The sequence below is a fragment of the Puniceibacterium sp. IMCC21224 genome (assembly GCF_001038505.1).
GTDB lineage: Bacteria > Pseudomonadota > Alphaproteobacteria > Rhodobacterales > Rhodobacteraceae > Puniceibacterium.
Map to the genome: position 1 here is coordinate 2,567,025 of NZ_LDPY01000001.1, position 13,087 is coordinate 2,580,111.

The window sequence follows — 13,087 nt, forward strand, 5'->3', positions numbered from 1 at the left end:
CGGGTTAAAGCATTGCCGCGCTGCGCTGCGCCCGCTAAACCGCTAGGAACGTCAGCCGACAGGAGCCTTCCATGACATCGACCCGCACCGAGACCGACAGCTTTGGCCCTCTTGAGGTGCCCGCCGACAAATACTGGGGCGCGCAGACGCAACGCTCGATCATCAACTTTCCCATCGGCTGGGAAAAGCAGCCGGTCGCGATCATTCGCGCGCTTGGCGTGATCAAACAGGCCTGCGCCGCTGTAAACATGGTTCAGGGTGATATGCCAACCGAGATTGGCAATGCCATCACCGCCGCCGCGCAAGAGGTGATTGACGGCAAATATGACGACAATTTTCCGTTGGTGGTCTGGCAGACCGGATCGGGCACCCAGTCCAACATGAACGCGAACGAGGTAATCTCGAACCGCGCGATCGAGATGCTGGGCGGCGAGATGGGTTCGAAAAAGCCGGTGCACCCCAACGATCATTGCAACATGGGCCAGTCGTCGAACGATACCTTCCCGACCGCGATGCATGTCGCCATCGGCATGATGGCGCGCGACATGCTGCTGCCCGGTTTGCACAAACTGCACACAGCCCTTGTCGCCAAATCTAAAGAATTCAAAGATATCATCAAGATCGGTCGCACCCACACCCAGGACGCGACGCCGCTGACGCTGGGCCAGGAATTCGGCGGTTATGCGCATCAGGTCGCCAAAGGCATCAAGCGGGTCGAAATGTGCCTGCCAGACATCTACGAACTGGCGCAGGGCGGTACCGCCGTTGGCACCGGCCTGAATACGAAACAGGGCTGGGACACCCGCGTCGCAGCCGAAATCGCATCGATCACCGATCTCCCCTTTGTCACCGCCGCCAACAAGTTCGAGGCGCTCGCCGCCCACGATGCGATGGTGATGTTCTCAGGCGCACTCAAAACCGTCGCGGCCTCACTGTTCAAGATCGCCAACGACATGCGGTTGCTCGGGTCCGGCCCCCGCTCGGGTCTGGGCGAATTGATCCTTCCCGAGAACGAGCCCGGGTCGTCGATCATGCCGGGCAAGGTCAACCCAACCCAAGCCGAGGCGCTGACCATGGTCTGCGCGCAGGTCATGGGCAATGACGCGGCTGTAGGTTTTGCAGGGTCACAGGGCCATTTCGAACTGAACGTCTATAACCCGATGATGTCGTACAACGTGCTTCAGAGCATGCAGTTGCTGGGTGACGCCGCAGGCAGCTTTACCGACAATATGGTTGTTGGCACGCAGGCCAATATCCCCCGGATCGACAAGCTGATGAAGGAATCGCTGATGTTGGTGACCGCGCTGGCGCCCACCATCGGGTATGACAACGCCACCAAGGTCGCCAAGACCGCACACAAGAACGGCACCACCCTGCGCGAAGAGGCGATCGCCCTTGGCTTTGTCGATGCGGAAACCTTTGACCGCGTGGTGCGCCCCGAAGATATGATTGGACCCAAGGGATGAGCAATCTCACCAACCTCAACAAGGCGCGTAAAGACCGGAAACGTGACGCCGAAAAGCGGGATGCGAACACGCATTCCGCTAAATTCGGACGCAGTAAGGCGGAAAAACAAGCCATGGCAGCCAAGCTGACCAAAGCCGCCAAGGCATTGGACGGTCACCAGCTCGATACCAAGGACGCATGAGCGGCCGCCCGGTCAAACGCTCTCTCACTCTGCGCGGCCACCGTACCTCTGTGTCTCTTGAAGACGCGTTTTGGCGCGCCTTCCGGGACATTGCCGCCGCAGAGAACAAACCGATCAACCAATTGGCAGCCGAAATCGACGCCGACCGAGACATGGATGTCGGCTTGGCCTCGGCCATCCGTGTCCACGTTCTGGACCACTTCAGAAAGAATTAGACCCTCGCGCGCCACGCTCGACCACGCGGTGCAACCGCCGACATTCCAAACTACCCCTTGACGCATCGTGTTCGGACTTGCCAACATATCTGTATGTTGCGACTAGTTGCTGCGGTTCATGCACTCCTTTTGGTATCCCCGGCCTTCGCGTGTGACATCGCGTTGTTATTGACCATGGACGTCTCGAATTCCGTCGATTCCGGCGAATACCGATTGCAAATTGACGGGCTGGCGGATGCCTTGCGCGACTCTGAAATTGCCGAAAAACTGGTGCGGGGTGAAGTGGCCCTTGCTGTTGTGCAATGGTCTGGCCCCGACCGGCAGGAGCTGTCTGTTCCCTGGACGCGGATGCGCACCTTGCTGGATGTGGCACGATTGTCCGACCGCACCCGCTTGCTGCCCCGCGCGTTTATCCTCTCTGATACTGCCCCGGCCGAGGCGCTGTCGTTCTCTCTCAGTCAGTTTCGCGCTGTGCCAGACTGTGAGCGCAAGGTCATCGACATCTCGGGCGACGGCACGCCCAATTCAGGCTCTGACGTCGGACCACAACGCCGTCAGGCCGAAAGAATGGGCGTTACCATAAACGGGCTGGCGATCGAATCCCTTGGCATCGCGATAACCAATTTCTATCGTCGCAATCTGATCACCCGTGATGGTTTTGTCATCACAGCCCGCGGCCATCGCGACTATCCACGCGCGATCCGCCTGAAGATCCTACGCGAAATCACCAAGATTATTGGCTAACCTTCTATCGGGTGCCCACCCTCTCCCGCTTGTTGCGGGATCAGAGTGTCGACGTTCCACCGCAATTTTTCATATTCGGGAGTGTGCCGCGCTACCGCTATTTGGCCGGTCATTGTCCAACAGCGCTAGCGACTGCTAGCTGCGCATTTAGAGAAAATTCAGGGCGCAGCGAAGACCAGAGCGTCAGTTGATTTTTGCAACGGGCCTGAGTGCCGAACCGCATAAGTTTGCATCTGATGAGATGCGACAATAGATGAGTCTGTTTTCTTGCTCACGACGCAAGATGGCAAAAAAAGACCGCCCTGAAAAGGCGGTCTTGGTCGTGCCGTATATGTCGGCTTCAGCCGTCCTGCGGTGTTTTGGCTGTGGGCTGACCGGTAGGCACGGGGCCACGGCCCTTGCTGGACAACGGATCGTCCTGACGCTGGACCGAGCCTTCGAAATGGGCGCCGGATTCGATCGCGATGGTCTTGTGGATGATGTCACCCTCGACCCGTGCAGTCGCGGTCAGGCGCACCTTGAGGCCACGGACACGGCCTACGATGCGGCCATTGACCACAACATCATCAGCAGTCACTTCACCCTTGATTGTGGCGGTTTCACCGACAGTCAGAAGATGGGCGCGAATGTCGCCTTCGACGGTGCCCTCGACCTGAATGTCGCCGGTGGTCTTGAGATTGCCAGTAATGTGCAGATCACTCGACAGGACAGATGCCGGCGGTTTTGCCTTGGGCGCCGAGGATTTAAAATCGCTGGGCCCTGGGCGCGGCATCTCAGGGGCGGCCGGTTTCATGGAATCATCTGCTTTTGGACCGGGCTCGTTGATTTTGCTCTTAGAAAACATCGTTTGCAGCCTTGATATAAATCATCGGATTGACAGCTTCACCGCCGACGCGCACCTCATAGTGCAAATGCGTGCCGGTGGACCGTCCTGTGTTGCCCATATCACCAATACGATCCCCGCGCGAGACCCTTTGGCCGACCTTCACGCGGATTTTCGACAGATGCGCATACCGCGTCTCGATGCCGAATTCGTGCTGGATCTTGATCAGGCGGCCATAGCCGGACTGCCAGTCGGCATGAACGACAACGCCATCGGCGGTCGAATAGATTGCGGTGCCCTGCGGCGCGGCAAAATCGGTGCCTGCATGCAAACGGCCCCAACGGTAGCCAAACCCCGATGTAAAGCGGAACGCGTCCTTGAGCGGTGAGGCGAACGGCGCCTTTTGCACCGCGATACGGTACAGATTCAGCCGGTCCATCTGACCCAGAATACCGTTTGCGCGGGCGGTATCCGCAGAGGGATCTGCGCCGCCGCGGGTCGAAAACGATAACGGTGTCAGCGGACCACCCTGGCCGGAATACCCACGTCGTACCTGGTCAAGAATACGGTCGGGGTTCATGCCCGCAGCCTGAAACATCTTGTCCAGTGGCTTGACCGAGACGGTCATTGCCTCTTCGAGCTGGCGGAAGATGGTGTCGTTCTTTTCTTCCATCGTCCGGATTTCGGTGGCCATTTCGTCGGCCCGTACCAGCGCATCCTGAGCGTCTGCAATCACCTGATCACGCTCGGCTGCGGTGCGCGACAGAGCGTCTGAGAGGAAATTCAGCGTGCTGTCGGACTGCGCCGCTCCGGCTGCGGCAAGGCCGACACCATCACCTTCGATTTGTGCGGTCAGGGCGGCGATCTGGGTGCCCAGCTCCTCGCGGCGCTTCATGGTGTCGCGCAGCGTGGTCTGGATCACGTCGATCCCGGTTTCCATCTCGCGGCGGCGGGTTTCGGAATCGAGCAGTTGTGACTGCATGATCGAAACCTGCTCCAGTGCGGTGTTGAACCGGTCCTGCGCCTTAAGCGCCTCGGCGGCGCGGGAATCGCGTTCCTGGCTAAGGTCGTTGAGGCGCTGTTGATAGGTTTGTTGGTCGCGTTTGGCCTGTTCGCGAAAATTGCCTGCCCCGATGCTGTCCATCAGCAGGATAGCGGTGGCGATGATCGTCCATGCCACCACAAGCGAACCACCGGCAAAGGCGATCGCCTGTGTTTCGGGGCGCAAGCGAATGAACCTGGTGTCTGAATCGGACCGCAAAAACAGTCGACGCTCTGGAAAGAGACGCTCCATGAGCGCATGTGTTTTGATCGCGAACCGCGTTCTCACCTGGTATGTCCCTTTTTCCGTCCCAACGTCAGCACTCGGGTCCCCGTCCCGGCACCTTGGCTAATGGCCTTACCCAGACATTCGATTTTTCGCAACATTTTTGGGCCGACGATTCGGCTGCTTTAACGGAATCGCGCCAAAGCGGCAGAAATCCGCCGATCCCAAAGACTTCGACAGTCCAATTGCCGCGTTGCAGGCAGGCAATAGGATACCTGGTCAGACAGGCTTTGGCGCATTTTTCAGCGCTAAATCACGATTTCAAGTGGCATCCAGACGAACTCAGACCAGCTTGTAGGGCATTGTCTTGGGATCAAGATTATCGCGGCGCACAGCGCTTTGATCGAGTTCGCGCAGATAGGTGGCGGCCCTGGTTGGCGTTGCATATCCCCAACTCGCCCGCGGCCCGTGAAACACATCAACGAGATATGCCGCCTAAATCGAGGACCAGAAAAAGACCGCAGCGCAGTTCTTTGGCGCTCTGACGGCTTTCAAGGTTTTTGGTTTGCGGTGCTCCGGCGCGAAAGGAGGCGCCATGGTTTTCGATTCGCCATCACCTTTGCCGTCGCCCCAACAGCCAGACCGCAGAGCACCGCCTTGGAGATCCCGCCCATCGTGCCCTCGATCAGCATGGCATGAACAGTGCTTGTCGTGACGCCCGCCGCCACGACAAGCATATGCCCGACCCGCCATGTGCGCGGTCGCAATCGCCGCCGAAACACAGCCAGAACGGCGGCTACAAAAATTGCCCACATGGCAATCACCCCCCAGGGCGTGAATGGCGTTGGCGACCGAAAGAGCAGCGCGTCGATCACGTCAGGCGGGCTTGTGATCCAGAGACCCGCGACGTGGACGATCACGGCCCCGACGAGCGCGCCCCCGACGACGCGGTGCACACGCGCACCGCGTCGGGCAGCCAAGCCAGGCAAGTCCCCCCCGATCAGAAGTGGCTGCGCGAGCAGCAGCACCATCGCGATCACACCTGCAAAACCGGCCACTATGTAAACCGGCTCTCGCCATGCGAGCAGCGGACTCATCAACGCGACGACAACAGGCACAAAAACCGCAGTTGCAAAGGCGAACCATCTCAGGATCGCTCGGTCGGTTCTCATGCTGTCAGACAGGTCGAAGAACGAAGTCGGCACTGAGGGTTTTATCGCGCGCGCTCGACATCACCGGGCGCAGAAAAACCGGCTCATACCCGGCGCTGTCAAAGGCAAGATGGCCATGCGGTTGGCCGAAAGCCGGCACAATCTGTGGCATCTCCAGCCGGAATGTTCCGTCAGACCCTGTCAGGGTCGCACCATGGCTATGTGGATCGCGCTCGTGTCCTTCGGTCGTGTGCGCCCATATTTGAATGCGCTGGCCTGCAAGCGGTGCACCGTCGCCTGCCCGACGCACAGTCCCGGTCATCCAGAACCCTCCACCACCGATGCGTTCAACGACGGGCACGCCCGGCAGGTAATTGTTGGCACCACCTCGCATTGATCGCGTCGCCGCAATACCCTGTGCCATCGCAGGGAAAACGAGGCCGGACAGTCCTGTCGCCACGATAGCCCCTGCAGTGGCAAGGATGGCCCGGCGGTTTGAAGAAGCAGAAGTCATGTCGGTTTCTCTTGTGTGTTTGACGTTCGTACGGGCAAATTTTCTGCGGTGCGTATCGCCGCGCTTCGGCGCATCTGACCGGATCTGTGTAAATTACTATACTCGTTTCGGGCTGAGTTTTGAACTAAGCCCACAGCATCGTGAAGCAGTGGCGCAATCCATCCAACATGAGCCGTACAAGATTGCGGCGGCAACGCTCGCTATTGGCGTGATACGTGACAGAACCAGTGCCCAGCCTGGCCGCCAGGTGATCAAACGTTCGCTTTCAGACATCATGTGCAGGCGCCCTGTCCGCCCCGGACCGCTATTCTGTCAGGGGCGCAGCATTGCTTTTAATAGACTTTGCGCCACAGCGTGATCTAAGGGACTGATAGATCAGCAGAGCCAACTTCGGAAACAGAGGGTGACATGCTTACCAATCTCGATCTCTTGGAACTCACCGCGTTTCGCCACGAACTCCATCGCCATCCCGAATTGTCCGGCGAAGAATTTGAAACGGCCCGCACAATAACCGCAGCTTTGAAACCGATGTCACCATCCCGTATCCTGACCGGTTTGGGCGGCCACGGAGTTGCGGCTGTGTTCGATAGCGGCACAGACGGCCCGACAGTCCTGTTTCGTGCCGAACTTGACGCCTTGCCGATTGAAGAACGCAATGACATTGCCTGGTCGTCCCAGATCCCCGGCAAGAGCCATGTCTGCGGACACGACGGGCACATGACAATGCTGCTTGCCTTGGGACGCATGGTTTCGCGCCAGCCGGTCGCAAAGGGCCGCGTCGTTCTGATGTTCCAGCCCGCAGAAGAAGATGGCAGCGGTGCGAAAGCTGTGGTCGCCGATCCGGCATATCGTGAAATACAAGCTGATTGGGCGTTTGCCATTCACATCGACCCCGGAAAACCATTCGGCTATGTCGCGACCTGCGCTGGCCTGATCAACTGCGCCTCTATGGGGCTAAAGATCACCCTGACCGGTAAGACTGCCCATGCTGCCGATCCGCAAGACGGAGTTTCCCCTGCGTTGGCGGTGGCGAATCTGATCCCGGCACTCGAAGCACTTGGGCGTGGCGGTCCGTTGAACGATGCCTTCAAACTGGTGACGATCACCCATGTTCGGATCGGCGAACCGTCGTTTGGCGTGGCCCCCGGTGAAGGCATGATTTTCGCCACGCTGCGGACTGCCAGAGACGAAGACATGAATCGCATCGAGACAGAGGCCCGCGACGTGGTCATATCAGTGGCACAAAAATTCGGCCTGGGTGTCGAATTCGAGGTGTCAGACAGCTTCGCGGCCTCCATCAACGACAAAGACGCGTACGGCATCGCAACGGCTGCCATGGATGCAATTGACGTACCCTATGGGGCTGCGGGTGTCCCTATGCGCGCGTCCGAGGATTTTGGCGTATTTGGATGGGGTGCAAAGGCTGCGATGATGTGCCTGGGACCGGGCGAGGGCTACGCCGCCCTGCACAATCCCGACTATGACTTTCTTGATGATCTTATCCCCATCGGCAGCGCCATCTTTGAACGCATCGCGCGGGATCTATTGGGAACGGCATGAGGTTGTTACAAAAAGCCGTTTCTGCTCGGGCTTGCCCTGCCGCCGGACACAGGTAATTCACGATTTTTGTGACCGCTCGTCGGGCGCACAGCCGCCGATCATGTAATGGCGGACCTCGATCTCAGCAACCTGACGGTGCCACGTCAAGCACTGCCAGCAATGATTTCCATAAATTGGGGCGCTGCCCTAAAGGTTTCAGGCAGAGCCTGCATTGCCCGGCACGCGACGCTGCAGACGCCATCGCAAATGTGATCGTCGGCGGCAGGTTGCACATCTGCGTTGAGCCGGAACGTTGCGCCGAGTGTACTTCCCAGATGTGCGCGCGCCCGGATTGTAGCGGCGTGTGGCCAGATCGGGCAGCTGGGCTACGCTTGCGGAACAACAACATTCCCGCCCTATCACTCAGTCTGAGCCGGGTCCGGTTTCCGGGCCCGACTCAGTATTTTGATAGCCAGCACTCTTCGGCAGCGACCACAAGTAAGTGCGCCTCCGATGCTGACCGCAGTGGGCCATCAACTCCGTATCGACAGCCCCCACCGGTTTCATTTCATCTGTGTGACAGTCAGCTTGCCTTTTACGCGTTCGGCAACAAACTCGATTTCCTGACCTTCCGACATATTGGCGATCGTGGCCTCGTCAGCGCGGAACACCATCGTCATCGCCGGCATATCCAGATTGACCAGCGGACCGTGAATGATGGTGACCTTACTCGCCTTGGCGTCGATCTTTTTGATCTTGCCGGTGGTGTATTCGACATCTGCCTGCGCCGTCTTTTCGCGCACGTTGATGGGGCCATGCATACCGGACTCGTAGTGGCCAGGGATCAGGCAGGCGAATTCAAATGTCCCTGCGTTCGAAAAGGTCCAGAGAACTTCGCCAGATGCCCCCGTATCCAGACGGATCGAGTTCGGATCATCATGTTCCATGTCCATCGCCGCCATCATCTCTTTGTGCTCGGCATTGCCTTCGACACTGTCGAGAACGAACTCGTGCTCAAGCTCACCCATATTCATGACGTTGAAACGGATGGTCTCGCCCTGCCCGATCTCGAAAGCGGCAGGGTCAAAGATCATGGCACCGTCGTCCGTTTCGCGCATAGAAACGTCGATGGTGCGATCCACGTTGGAGGGATCGCCCGGCATACCGATCATCATTTCGGCATGTTCGGCCGCGTGATCGTCATCGTGGCCTCCGTCATGCGTGCCGGCCGCAAAGGCCGGAGCAGCGAGGAAGACGGCGAGTGCGGAAGTCAAAAGTAGTTTATTCATTGGTTTGTCCTTTGGTTGGGTTGAGTTATTTCGCAGCAGGGCCAATCAACCCTTAGCTGTTGGTTTAGGTGTCAGGATGGTTTTGGGGCTGTCGTTCGAGGCGAACTCCGGTAGTTTGCCCGTCCACTCGTAGGCCTGTTCTCCCGGAGGGTTTTCATACCAGCCGGGGTCCTCGTAATCGTCCGCGTCAATGCCGTCCCGCACCTTCACGACCGAGAACATTCCGCCCATTTCGATGGGGCCGTGCGGCCCCCAACCGGTCATCATCGGGACGGTATTGTCAGGCAGCGGCATTTCCATCGTGCCCATGTCCGCCATGCCAGCGGTGCCCATGGGCATGTATTCCGGCTGGAATTGGCGAATTTTCTCGGCCAGCGGTTTCTTGTTGACGCCGATGAACGTGGGGACGTCGTGACCCATCGCATTCATCGTATGGTGAGACTTGTGGCAATGAATCGCCCAGTCGCCCAGATGGTCGGCCGTGAAATCGAAGGCTCGCATCGCGCCCACGGGAACGTCGATACTAACCTCTGGCCATTGCGCAACAGGGTCCACCCAGCCGCCGTCGGTGCAACTCACCTTGAAATCGTATCCGTGCATGTGGATCGGGTGGTTCGTCATCGTCAGATTGCCAACGCGGACGCGCACGCGGTCACCTTTGTTGACCACCAGCGGATCAATGTCGGGAAAGATCCGGCTGTTCCACGTCCACAGGTTGAAATCCGTCATCGTCATGATGCGCGGAACGTAGGTGCCAGGGTCAATGTCAAAAGCATTCAGCATGATCAGGAAATCACGGTCCACCCGCATGAATTCCGGGTCGCTGGGGTGGACGATAAACATGCCCATCATCCCCATTGCCATCTGCACCATCTCATCCGCGTGCGGGTGATACATGAAGGTCCCGGATTTTATCAGGTCGAACTCGTAAACATAGGTCTTTCCGGGCGGAATGCCTGGGTGGCTTAGCCCGCCGACACCGTCCATACCGGACGGCAGGATCATGCCGTGCCAATGAACGGTGGTATGTTCCGGCAGCTTATTGGTGACATAGATCCGCACCCGGTCGCCTTCGACCGCCTCGATCGTGGGGCCGGTCGACTGGCCGTTATAGCCCCACAGATGCGCGATCATGCCGTCGGCCAGTTCGCGCTCCACCGGCTCGGCAACGAGGTGAAATTCCTTGATGCCGTTGTTCATCCTATGCGGCAACGTCCAGCCATTCAGCGTGACGACAGGATTGTAGTCCGGTCCCGAACTGGGCCGCCGGGTTATCGCGGTGGCCGCAGAATCCATCTGGGCAGCTTCGGGCAGACCCATATTCAGAGTCTTCCCCCATGCCTGCGATGAAACCAGTGTTGCGCCTGCGGCACCGGCTCCGATCAATTGACGTCTATTCAACATATCGCTGTCCTTTCAGTGTCCTGCGCCGCTACCGGCGGCCAATGTCGCACCGTCTCCACCGCCGCCATCGCTGCCCGCTCCACCGCCGTAGATGGCAGCGGTCAGATCAGCCTGAGCCATGTAGAACTCGCGTTTCGCATTCGCGGCTTGCAGCGATGCGCTGAGTTTTTCGCGCACGTCTGTCAGCAGCTCAAAGGTGTTGGTAATCATGCCGTTGTAGGACAACAGTCCCTCGTCCTCGACGGTCTGGCGTAGCGGTACCAGCACGTCGCGATAGTGACGCGCAATCTTGTACGAGGCGTGATAGGTCGTTTCCGCACCGCGCGCCTCGGACCGCACGTTGACTGCCTTTTCAGCCAGCACATTCGCCGCTCGTAGATAGGCCAGTTCCGCCTTGCGCAAGCGGGCCTTGCCGGTGTCGTAGATCGGAATCGCGAATTCCAGTTCTACCTGCGGCGTGGTCTGGGTTTCCCTTTTACCGTCATCCACTTCTCGCTCGGCCTCGAACCCGGCGATGAATTCCAGATCGGTTACCAGACGGGTACTGTCGGTCAGACCAAAGGCCGCAGCCTGAGCCTCGAGTCCCAGCTTTGCTACACGAAGATCGACGCGATTGTTCAGGGCTCTCGCTTCGACATTGTCGATCCGTTCCACGGCCTTTGGCAAAGCGGGCAATGCATCGGGGACAAAGTACAAGACCTCGGAACCCCATAAACCCATGAGGCGGCTAAGGTTTTCCTTGGCGCGCTCGGCATTCAGCCGAGCCTGCGCCAACTGGCCTGCAAGTTCCGCGTTAAAGGCCTGCTCGCGCGCCTGTCCTGCCTTGTTCAGGGCACCGGTCTCGCCCAGCTTGCGCGCCAGTTCTGACCCTGCGTCAGAGGTGGCCTTGGCCCGTTTGAGGTAGCTCGCGACCTCAAACGCGGCGACTGCATCAATCCACGCCTGACGTGTCTGATTGGCCAGGGTGAGCGTGGCGTTCACCGCCTCTAGCTGCGCCGCGCGAAAGTTCACATCAGCGAGGGTCACGCGCTGCCTAAGGGTTTTTGCATCCAGAATGTTCGTCGCGATCATGCCTTCAATGGCTCGGTAGGCACCCAATTCAGCCGCACCGATGCCGAGTATGCCAATCGAAACGACAGGGTTCTCGGGTGTTGCCTCTTGCCAGGCCTCGGCAGCAGATAGACCCACGTTGGCGTAGGAGGCCTGCAAACCTTTATTGTTGAGCAAAGCGACCTGAACGGCAGTGTCCGCCGAGATGGTCTTGCGATGCACCAACGCGTGGACTTCTGTGTTCAACGCGGCATTTTCGTCCCTTGTCTGGGCAAAGACGGTGCGCTTGCCAATGGCTGCAGAAACCTGGTTGGAGACGTTGAAAAAGCCCGCCTTGGACTCAGTATAGGCCCCGGGAACCGCCGTCGCGCAGGCGCCAAGCACCAGCGGAAAGCCAAGCAACAGCGGGCGGCTTAGAATACGCATCAATTGCCCTCCGACTGTTCTTGATTGACTGTTCGCCAGTCGCGGGGGCCGATAGGGCCTCGATAAGTATATCCTGCCATCGGATCGCGGTATTTGACCCGCGCGGACACAGTTGGACTGGTGACCGCATCATGCATTGTCACGTCGGGGAGAGGCGCTGGCTCATATGCACAGGCGCTGGTCGCAAGGGCAAAAACCCCCACGAGTAGTTGAATTTTCATGGTTCTAACCTGATTGATCGACTTCGGGCTCACGCGCGGTCTGCGTGGATCGACGACCCATTAAGGGCCGGTGGTCAGATCAGGGGCTGAGGGGGCCGCAACAATCCAGATCCGCCAAGCGAGGCCGTCTGTTTATGCAGGATTAGATATTTGTTGACCGTAATATGATCGGCAAAAACAGTTCCGGAGTCGCTCAGAAAAACCGACATGCAGATGCCGCCGCAGCATTCATCGGAATCGTGCTCATCGAAAGTCGTATGTGAACCTGCCGCGACTTCACAATCCATACTATGTGATGAGGATGCAGTGTGGATATGGCCAGCATATCTTTCACCAGAGATGGTCGACAAAGCGGGCTTGGCCACATGCATTCCAGATGCAGCATGAGATGAAGATGGCGGCAAAATTATCACGGCAAATGCCAAAAACAGGCAGACGAGTGCCTTAGATACCGCAAACAATGACGTCGCATGCTTCATACACAACCCCTGCGCAATGGAGGGGCACCTGTCAATCCTTCCATAAGGGGGAAGGTTTCTAACTATTTTGTGAGGGCAGCACGGCGTCCGCGCCACGACACCCCGACCGACAAACAGCAAGGCGCCTTGCCGCACGCATGAACCGCTTCGCTTCACCCGGCACCGCCGAGATCATTCGCTAGGCAAAGGCACGTTATCCAATTCTGCCATCGAAGCATCCCGCAGCGATGGTCCCTGCCCGCCCTTCTTAAGCAAACGTTTCCCAAAAGTGGTTGGACTATTGCAGAATTTTCACCTGAAATATCTTTGGAGACAAT

Annotated in this window: 13 protein-coding genes; 5 read left to right on the plus strand and 8 right to left on the minus strand. The window is 58.4% G+C overall.

The genetic code is table 11. The annotated features are described in order from the left end of the window. The first annotated feature begins 71 nt into the window (after positions 1–71). The 4 genes from fumC (at position 72) to IMCC21224_RS11830 (ending at position 2,607) form a co-directional block, all read left to right on the plus strand. Complete coding sequence (gene fumC / locus IMCC21224_RS11815; RefSeq protein WP_047995525.1) at positions 72–1,466, plus strand: class II fumarate hydratase; 1,395 nt, start codon at positions 72–74, stop codon at positions 1,464–1,466. After that, complete coding sequence (locus IMCC21224_RS11820; RefSeq protein WP_047995526.1) at positions 1,463–1,648, plus strand: DUF4169 family protein; 186 nt, start codon at positions 1,463–1,465, stop codon at positions 1,646–1,648. The genes fumC and IMCC21224_RS11820 overlap by 4 nt, the downstream gene beginning before the upstream one ends. Beyond that, complete coding sequence (locus IMCC21224_RS11825) at positions 1,645–1,863, plus strand: ribbon-helix-helix domain-containing protein (RefSeq protein ID WP_047995527.1); 219 nt, start codon at positions 1,645–1,647, stop codon at positions 1,861–1,863. The genes IMCC21224_RS11820 and IMCC21224_RS11825 overlap by 4 nt, the downstream gene beginning before the upstream one ends. A gap of 93 nt (positions 1,864–1,956) precedes the next feature. Then, entirely contained in the window at positions 1,957–2,607 is a 651-nt protein-coding gene (locus IMCC21224_RS11830) for a DUF1194 domain-containing protein (RefSeq protein ID WP_047995528.1), read from the plus strand. A gap of 340 nt (positions 2,608–2,947) precedes the next feature. Here IMCC21224_RS11830 and IMCC21224_RS11835 read toward each other — a convergent pair whose 3' ends face one another. From IMCC21224_RS11835 to IMCC21224_RS11850, 4 genes are all read right to left on the minus strand, one after another. Then, positions 2,948–3,451 carry a polymer-forming cytoskeletal protein gene (locus IMCC21224_RS11835; protein WP_047995529.1) on the minus strand — a complete coding sequence of 168 codons (504 nt, stop codon included), beginning with the start codon at positions 3,449–3,451 and terminating at the stop codon, positions 2,948–2,950. After that, positions 3,441–4,760 carry a M23 family metallopeptidase gene (locus IMCC21224_RS11840; RefSeq protein ID WP_047995530.1) on the minus strand — a complete coding sequence of 440 codons (1,320 nt, stop codon included), beginning with the start codon at positions 4,758–4,760 and terminating at the stop codon, positions 3,441–3,443. Before IMCC21224_RS11840 ends, IMCC21224_RS11835 begins: the two co-directional genes overlap by 11 nt. A 488-nt stretch (positions 4,761–5,248) precedes the next feature. Next, positions 5,249–5,869, minus strand: a complete 621-nt coding sequence (locus IMCC21224_RS11845; RefSeq protein WP_047995531.1) for a ferric reductase-like transmembrane domain-containing protein — start codon at positions 5,867–5,869, stop codon at positions 5,249–5,251. A 4-nt stretch (positions 5,870–5,873) separates the two neighbouring features. Beyond that, complete coding sequence (locus IMCC21224_RS11850) at positions 5,874–6,362, minus strand: twin-arginine translocation pathway signal (protein WP_047995532.1); 489 nt, start codon at positions 6,360–6,362, stop codon at positions 5,874–5,876. A gap of 408 nt (positions 6,363–6,770) precedes the next feature. Between IMCC21224_RS11850 and IMCC21224_RS11855 the strand changes: the two genes are divergently transcribed. Next, the gene (locus IMCC21224_RS11855) at positions 6,771–7,922 is read left to right on the plus strand and encodes an amidohydrolase (RefSeq protein WP_047995533.1); all 1,152 of its coding nucleotides are present in this window, start codon (positions 6,771–6,773) and stop codon (positions 7,920–7,922) included. Positions 7,923–8,464: 542 nt separating this feature from the next. Here IMCC21224_RS11855 and IMCC21224_RS11860 read toward each other — a convergent pair. From IMCC21224_RS11860 to IMCC21224_RS27790, 4 genes are all read right to left on the minus strand, one after another. Next, positions 8,465–9,190 (minus strand): copper-binding protein, encoded by a 726-nt coding sequence (locus IMCC21224_RS11860; protein ID WP_047995534.1) that lies wholly within the window; start codon positions 9,188–9,190, stop codon positions 8,465–8,467. Between the two features lie 45 nt (positions 9,191–9,235). Beyond that, positions 9,236–10,594 (minus strand): multicopper oxidase family protein, encoded by a 1,359-nt coding sequence (locus IMCC21224_RS11865; RefSeq protein ID WP_156178243.1) that lies wholly within the window; start codon positions 10,592–10,594, stop codon positions 9,236–9,238. Between the two features lie 12 nt (positions 10,595–10,606). After that, entirely contained in the window at positions 10,607–12,070 is a 1,464-nt protein-coding gene (locus IMCC21224_RS11870) for a TolC family protein (RefSeq protein WP_047995535.1), read from the minus strand. Between the two features lie 295 nt (positions 12,071–12,365). Next, positions 12,366–12,770 carry a hypothetical protein gene (locus tag IMCC21224_RS27790; RefSeq protein ID WP_156178245.1) on the minus strand — a complete coding sequence of 135 codons (405 nt, stop codon included), beginning with the start codon at positions 12,768–12,770 and terminating at the stop codon, positions 12,366–12,368. Positions 12,771–13,087: the final 317 nt, after the last annotated feature.

Coding starts and splice junctions, on each gene's coding strand:
- fumC (WP_047995525.1), top strand. CDS start 72: ATGACATCGACCCGCACCGAGACCGACAGCTTTGGCCCTCTTGAGGTG.
- IMCC21224_RS11820 (WP_047995526.1), top strand. CDS start 1,463: ATGAGCAATCTCACCAACCTCAACAAGGCGCGTAAAGACCGGAAACGT.
- IMCC21224_RS11825 (WP_047995527.1), top strand. CDS start 1,645: ATGAGCGGCCGCCCGGTCAAACGCTCTCTCACTCTGCGCGGCCACCGT.
- IMCC21224_RS11830 (WP_047995528.1), top strand. CDS start 1,957: ATGTTGCGACTAGTTGCTGCGGTTCATGCACTCCTTTTGGTATCCCCG.
- IMCC21224_RS11835 (WP_047995529.1), bottom strand. CDS start 3,451: ATGTTTTCTAAGAGCAAAATCAACGAGCCCGGTCCAAAAGCAGATGAT.
- IMCC21224_RS11845 (WP_047995531.1), bottom strand. CDS start 5,869: ATGAGAACCGACCGAGCGATCCTGAGATGGTTCGCCTTTGCAACTGCG.
- IMCC21224_RS11850 (WP_047995532.1), bottom strand. CDS start 6,362: ATGACTTCTGCTTCTTCAAACCGCCGGGCCATCCTTGCCACTGCAGGG.
- IMCC21224_RS11855 (WP_047995533.1), top strand. CDS start 6,771: ATGCTTACCAATCTCGATCTCTTGGAACTCACCGCGTTTCGCCACGAA.
- IMCC21224_RS11860 (WP_047995534.1), bottom strand. CDS start 9,190: ATGAATAAACTACTTTTGACTTCCGCACTCGCCGTCTTCCTCGCTGCT.
- IMCC21224_RS11865 (WP_156178243.1), bottom strand. CDS start 10,594: ATGTTGAATAGACGTCAATTGATCGGAGCCGGTGCCGCAGGCGCAACA.
- IMCC21224_RS11870 (WP_047995535.1), bottom strand. CDS start 12,070: ATGCGTATTCTAAGCCGCCCGCTGTTGCTTGGCTTTCCGCTGGTGCTT.
- IMCC21224_RS27790 (WP_156178245.1), bottom strand. CDS start 12,770: ATGAAGCATGCGACGTCATTGTTTGCGGTATCTAAGGCACTCGTCTGC.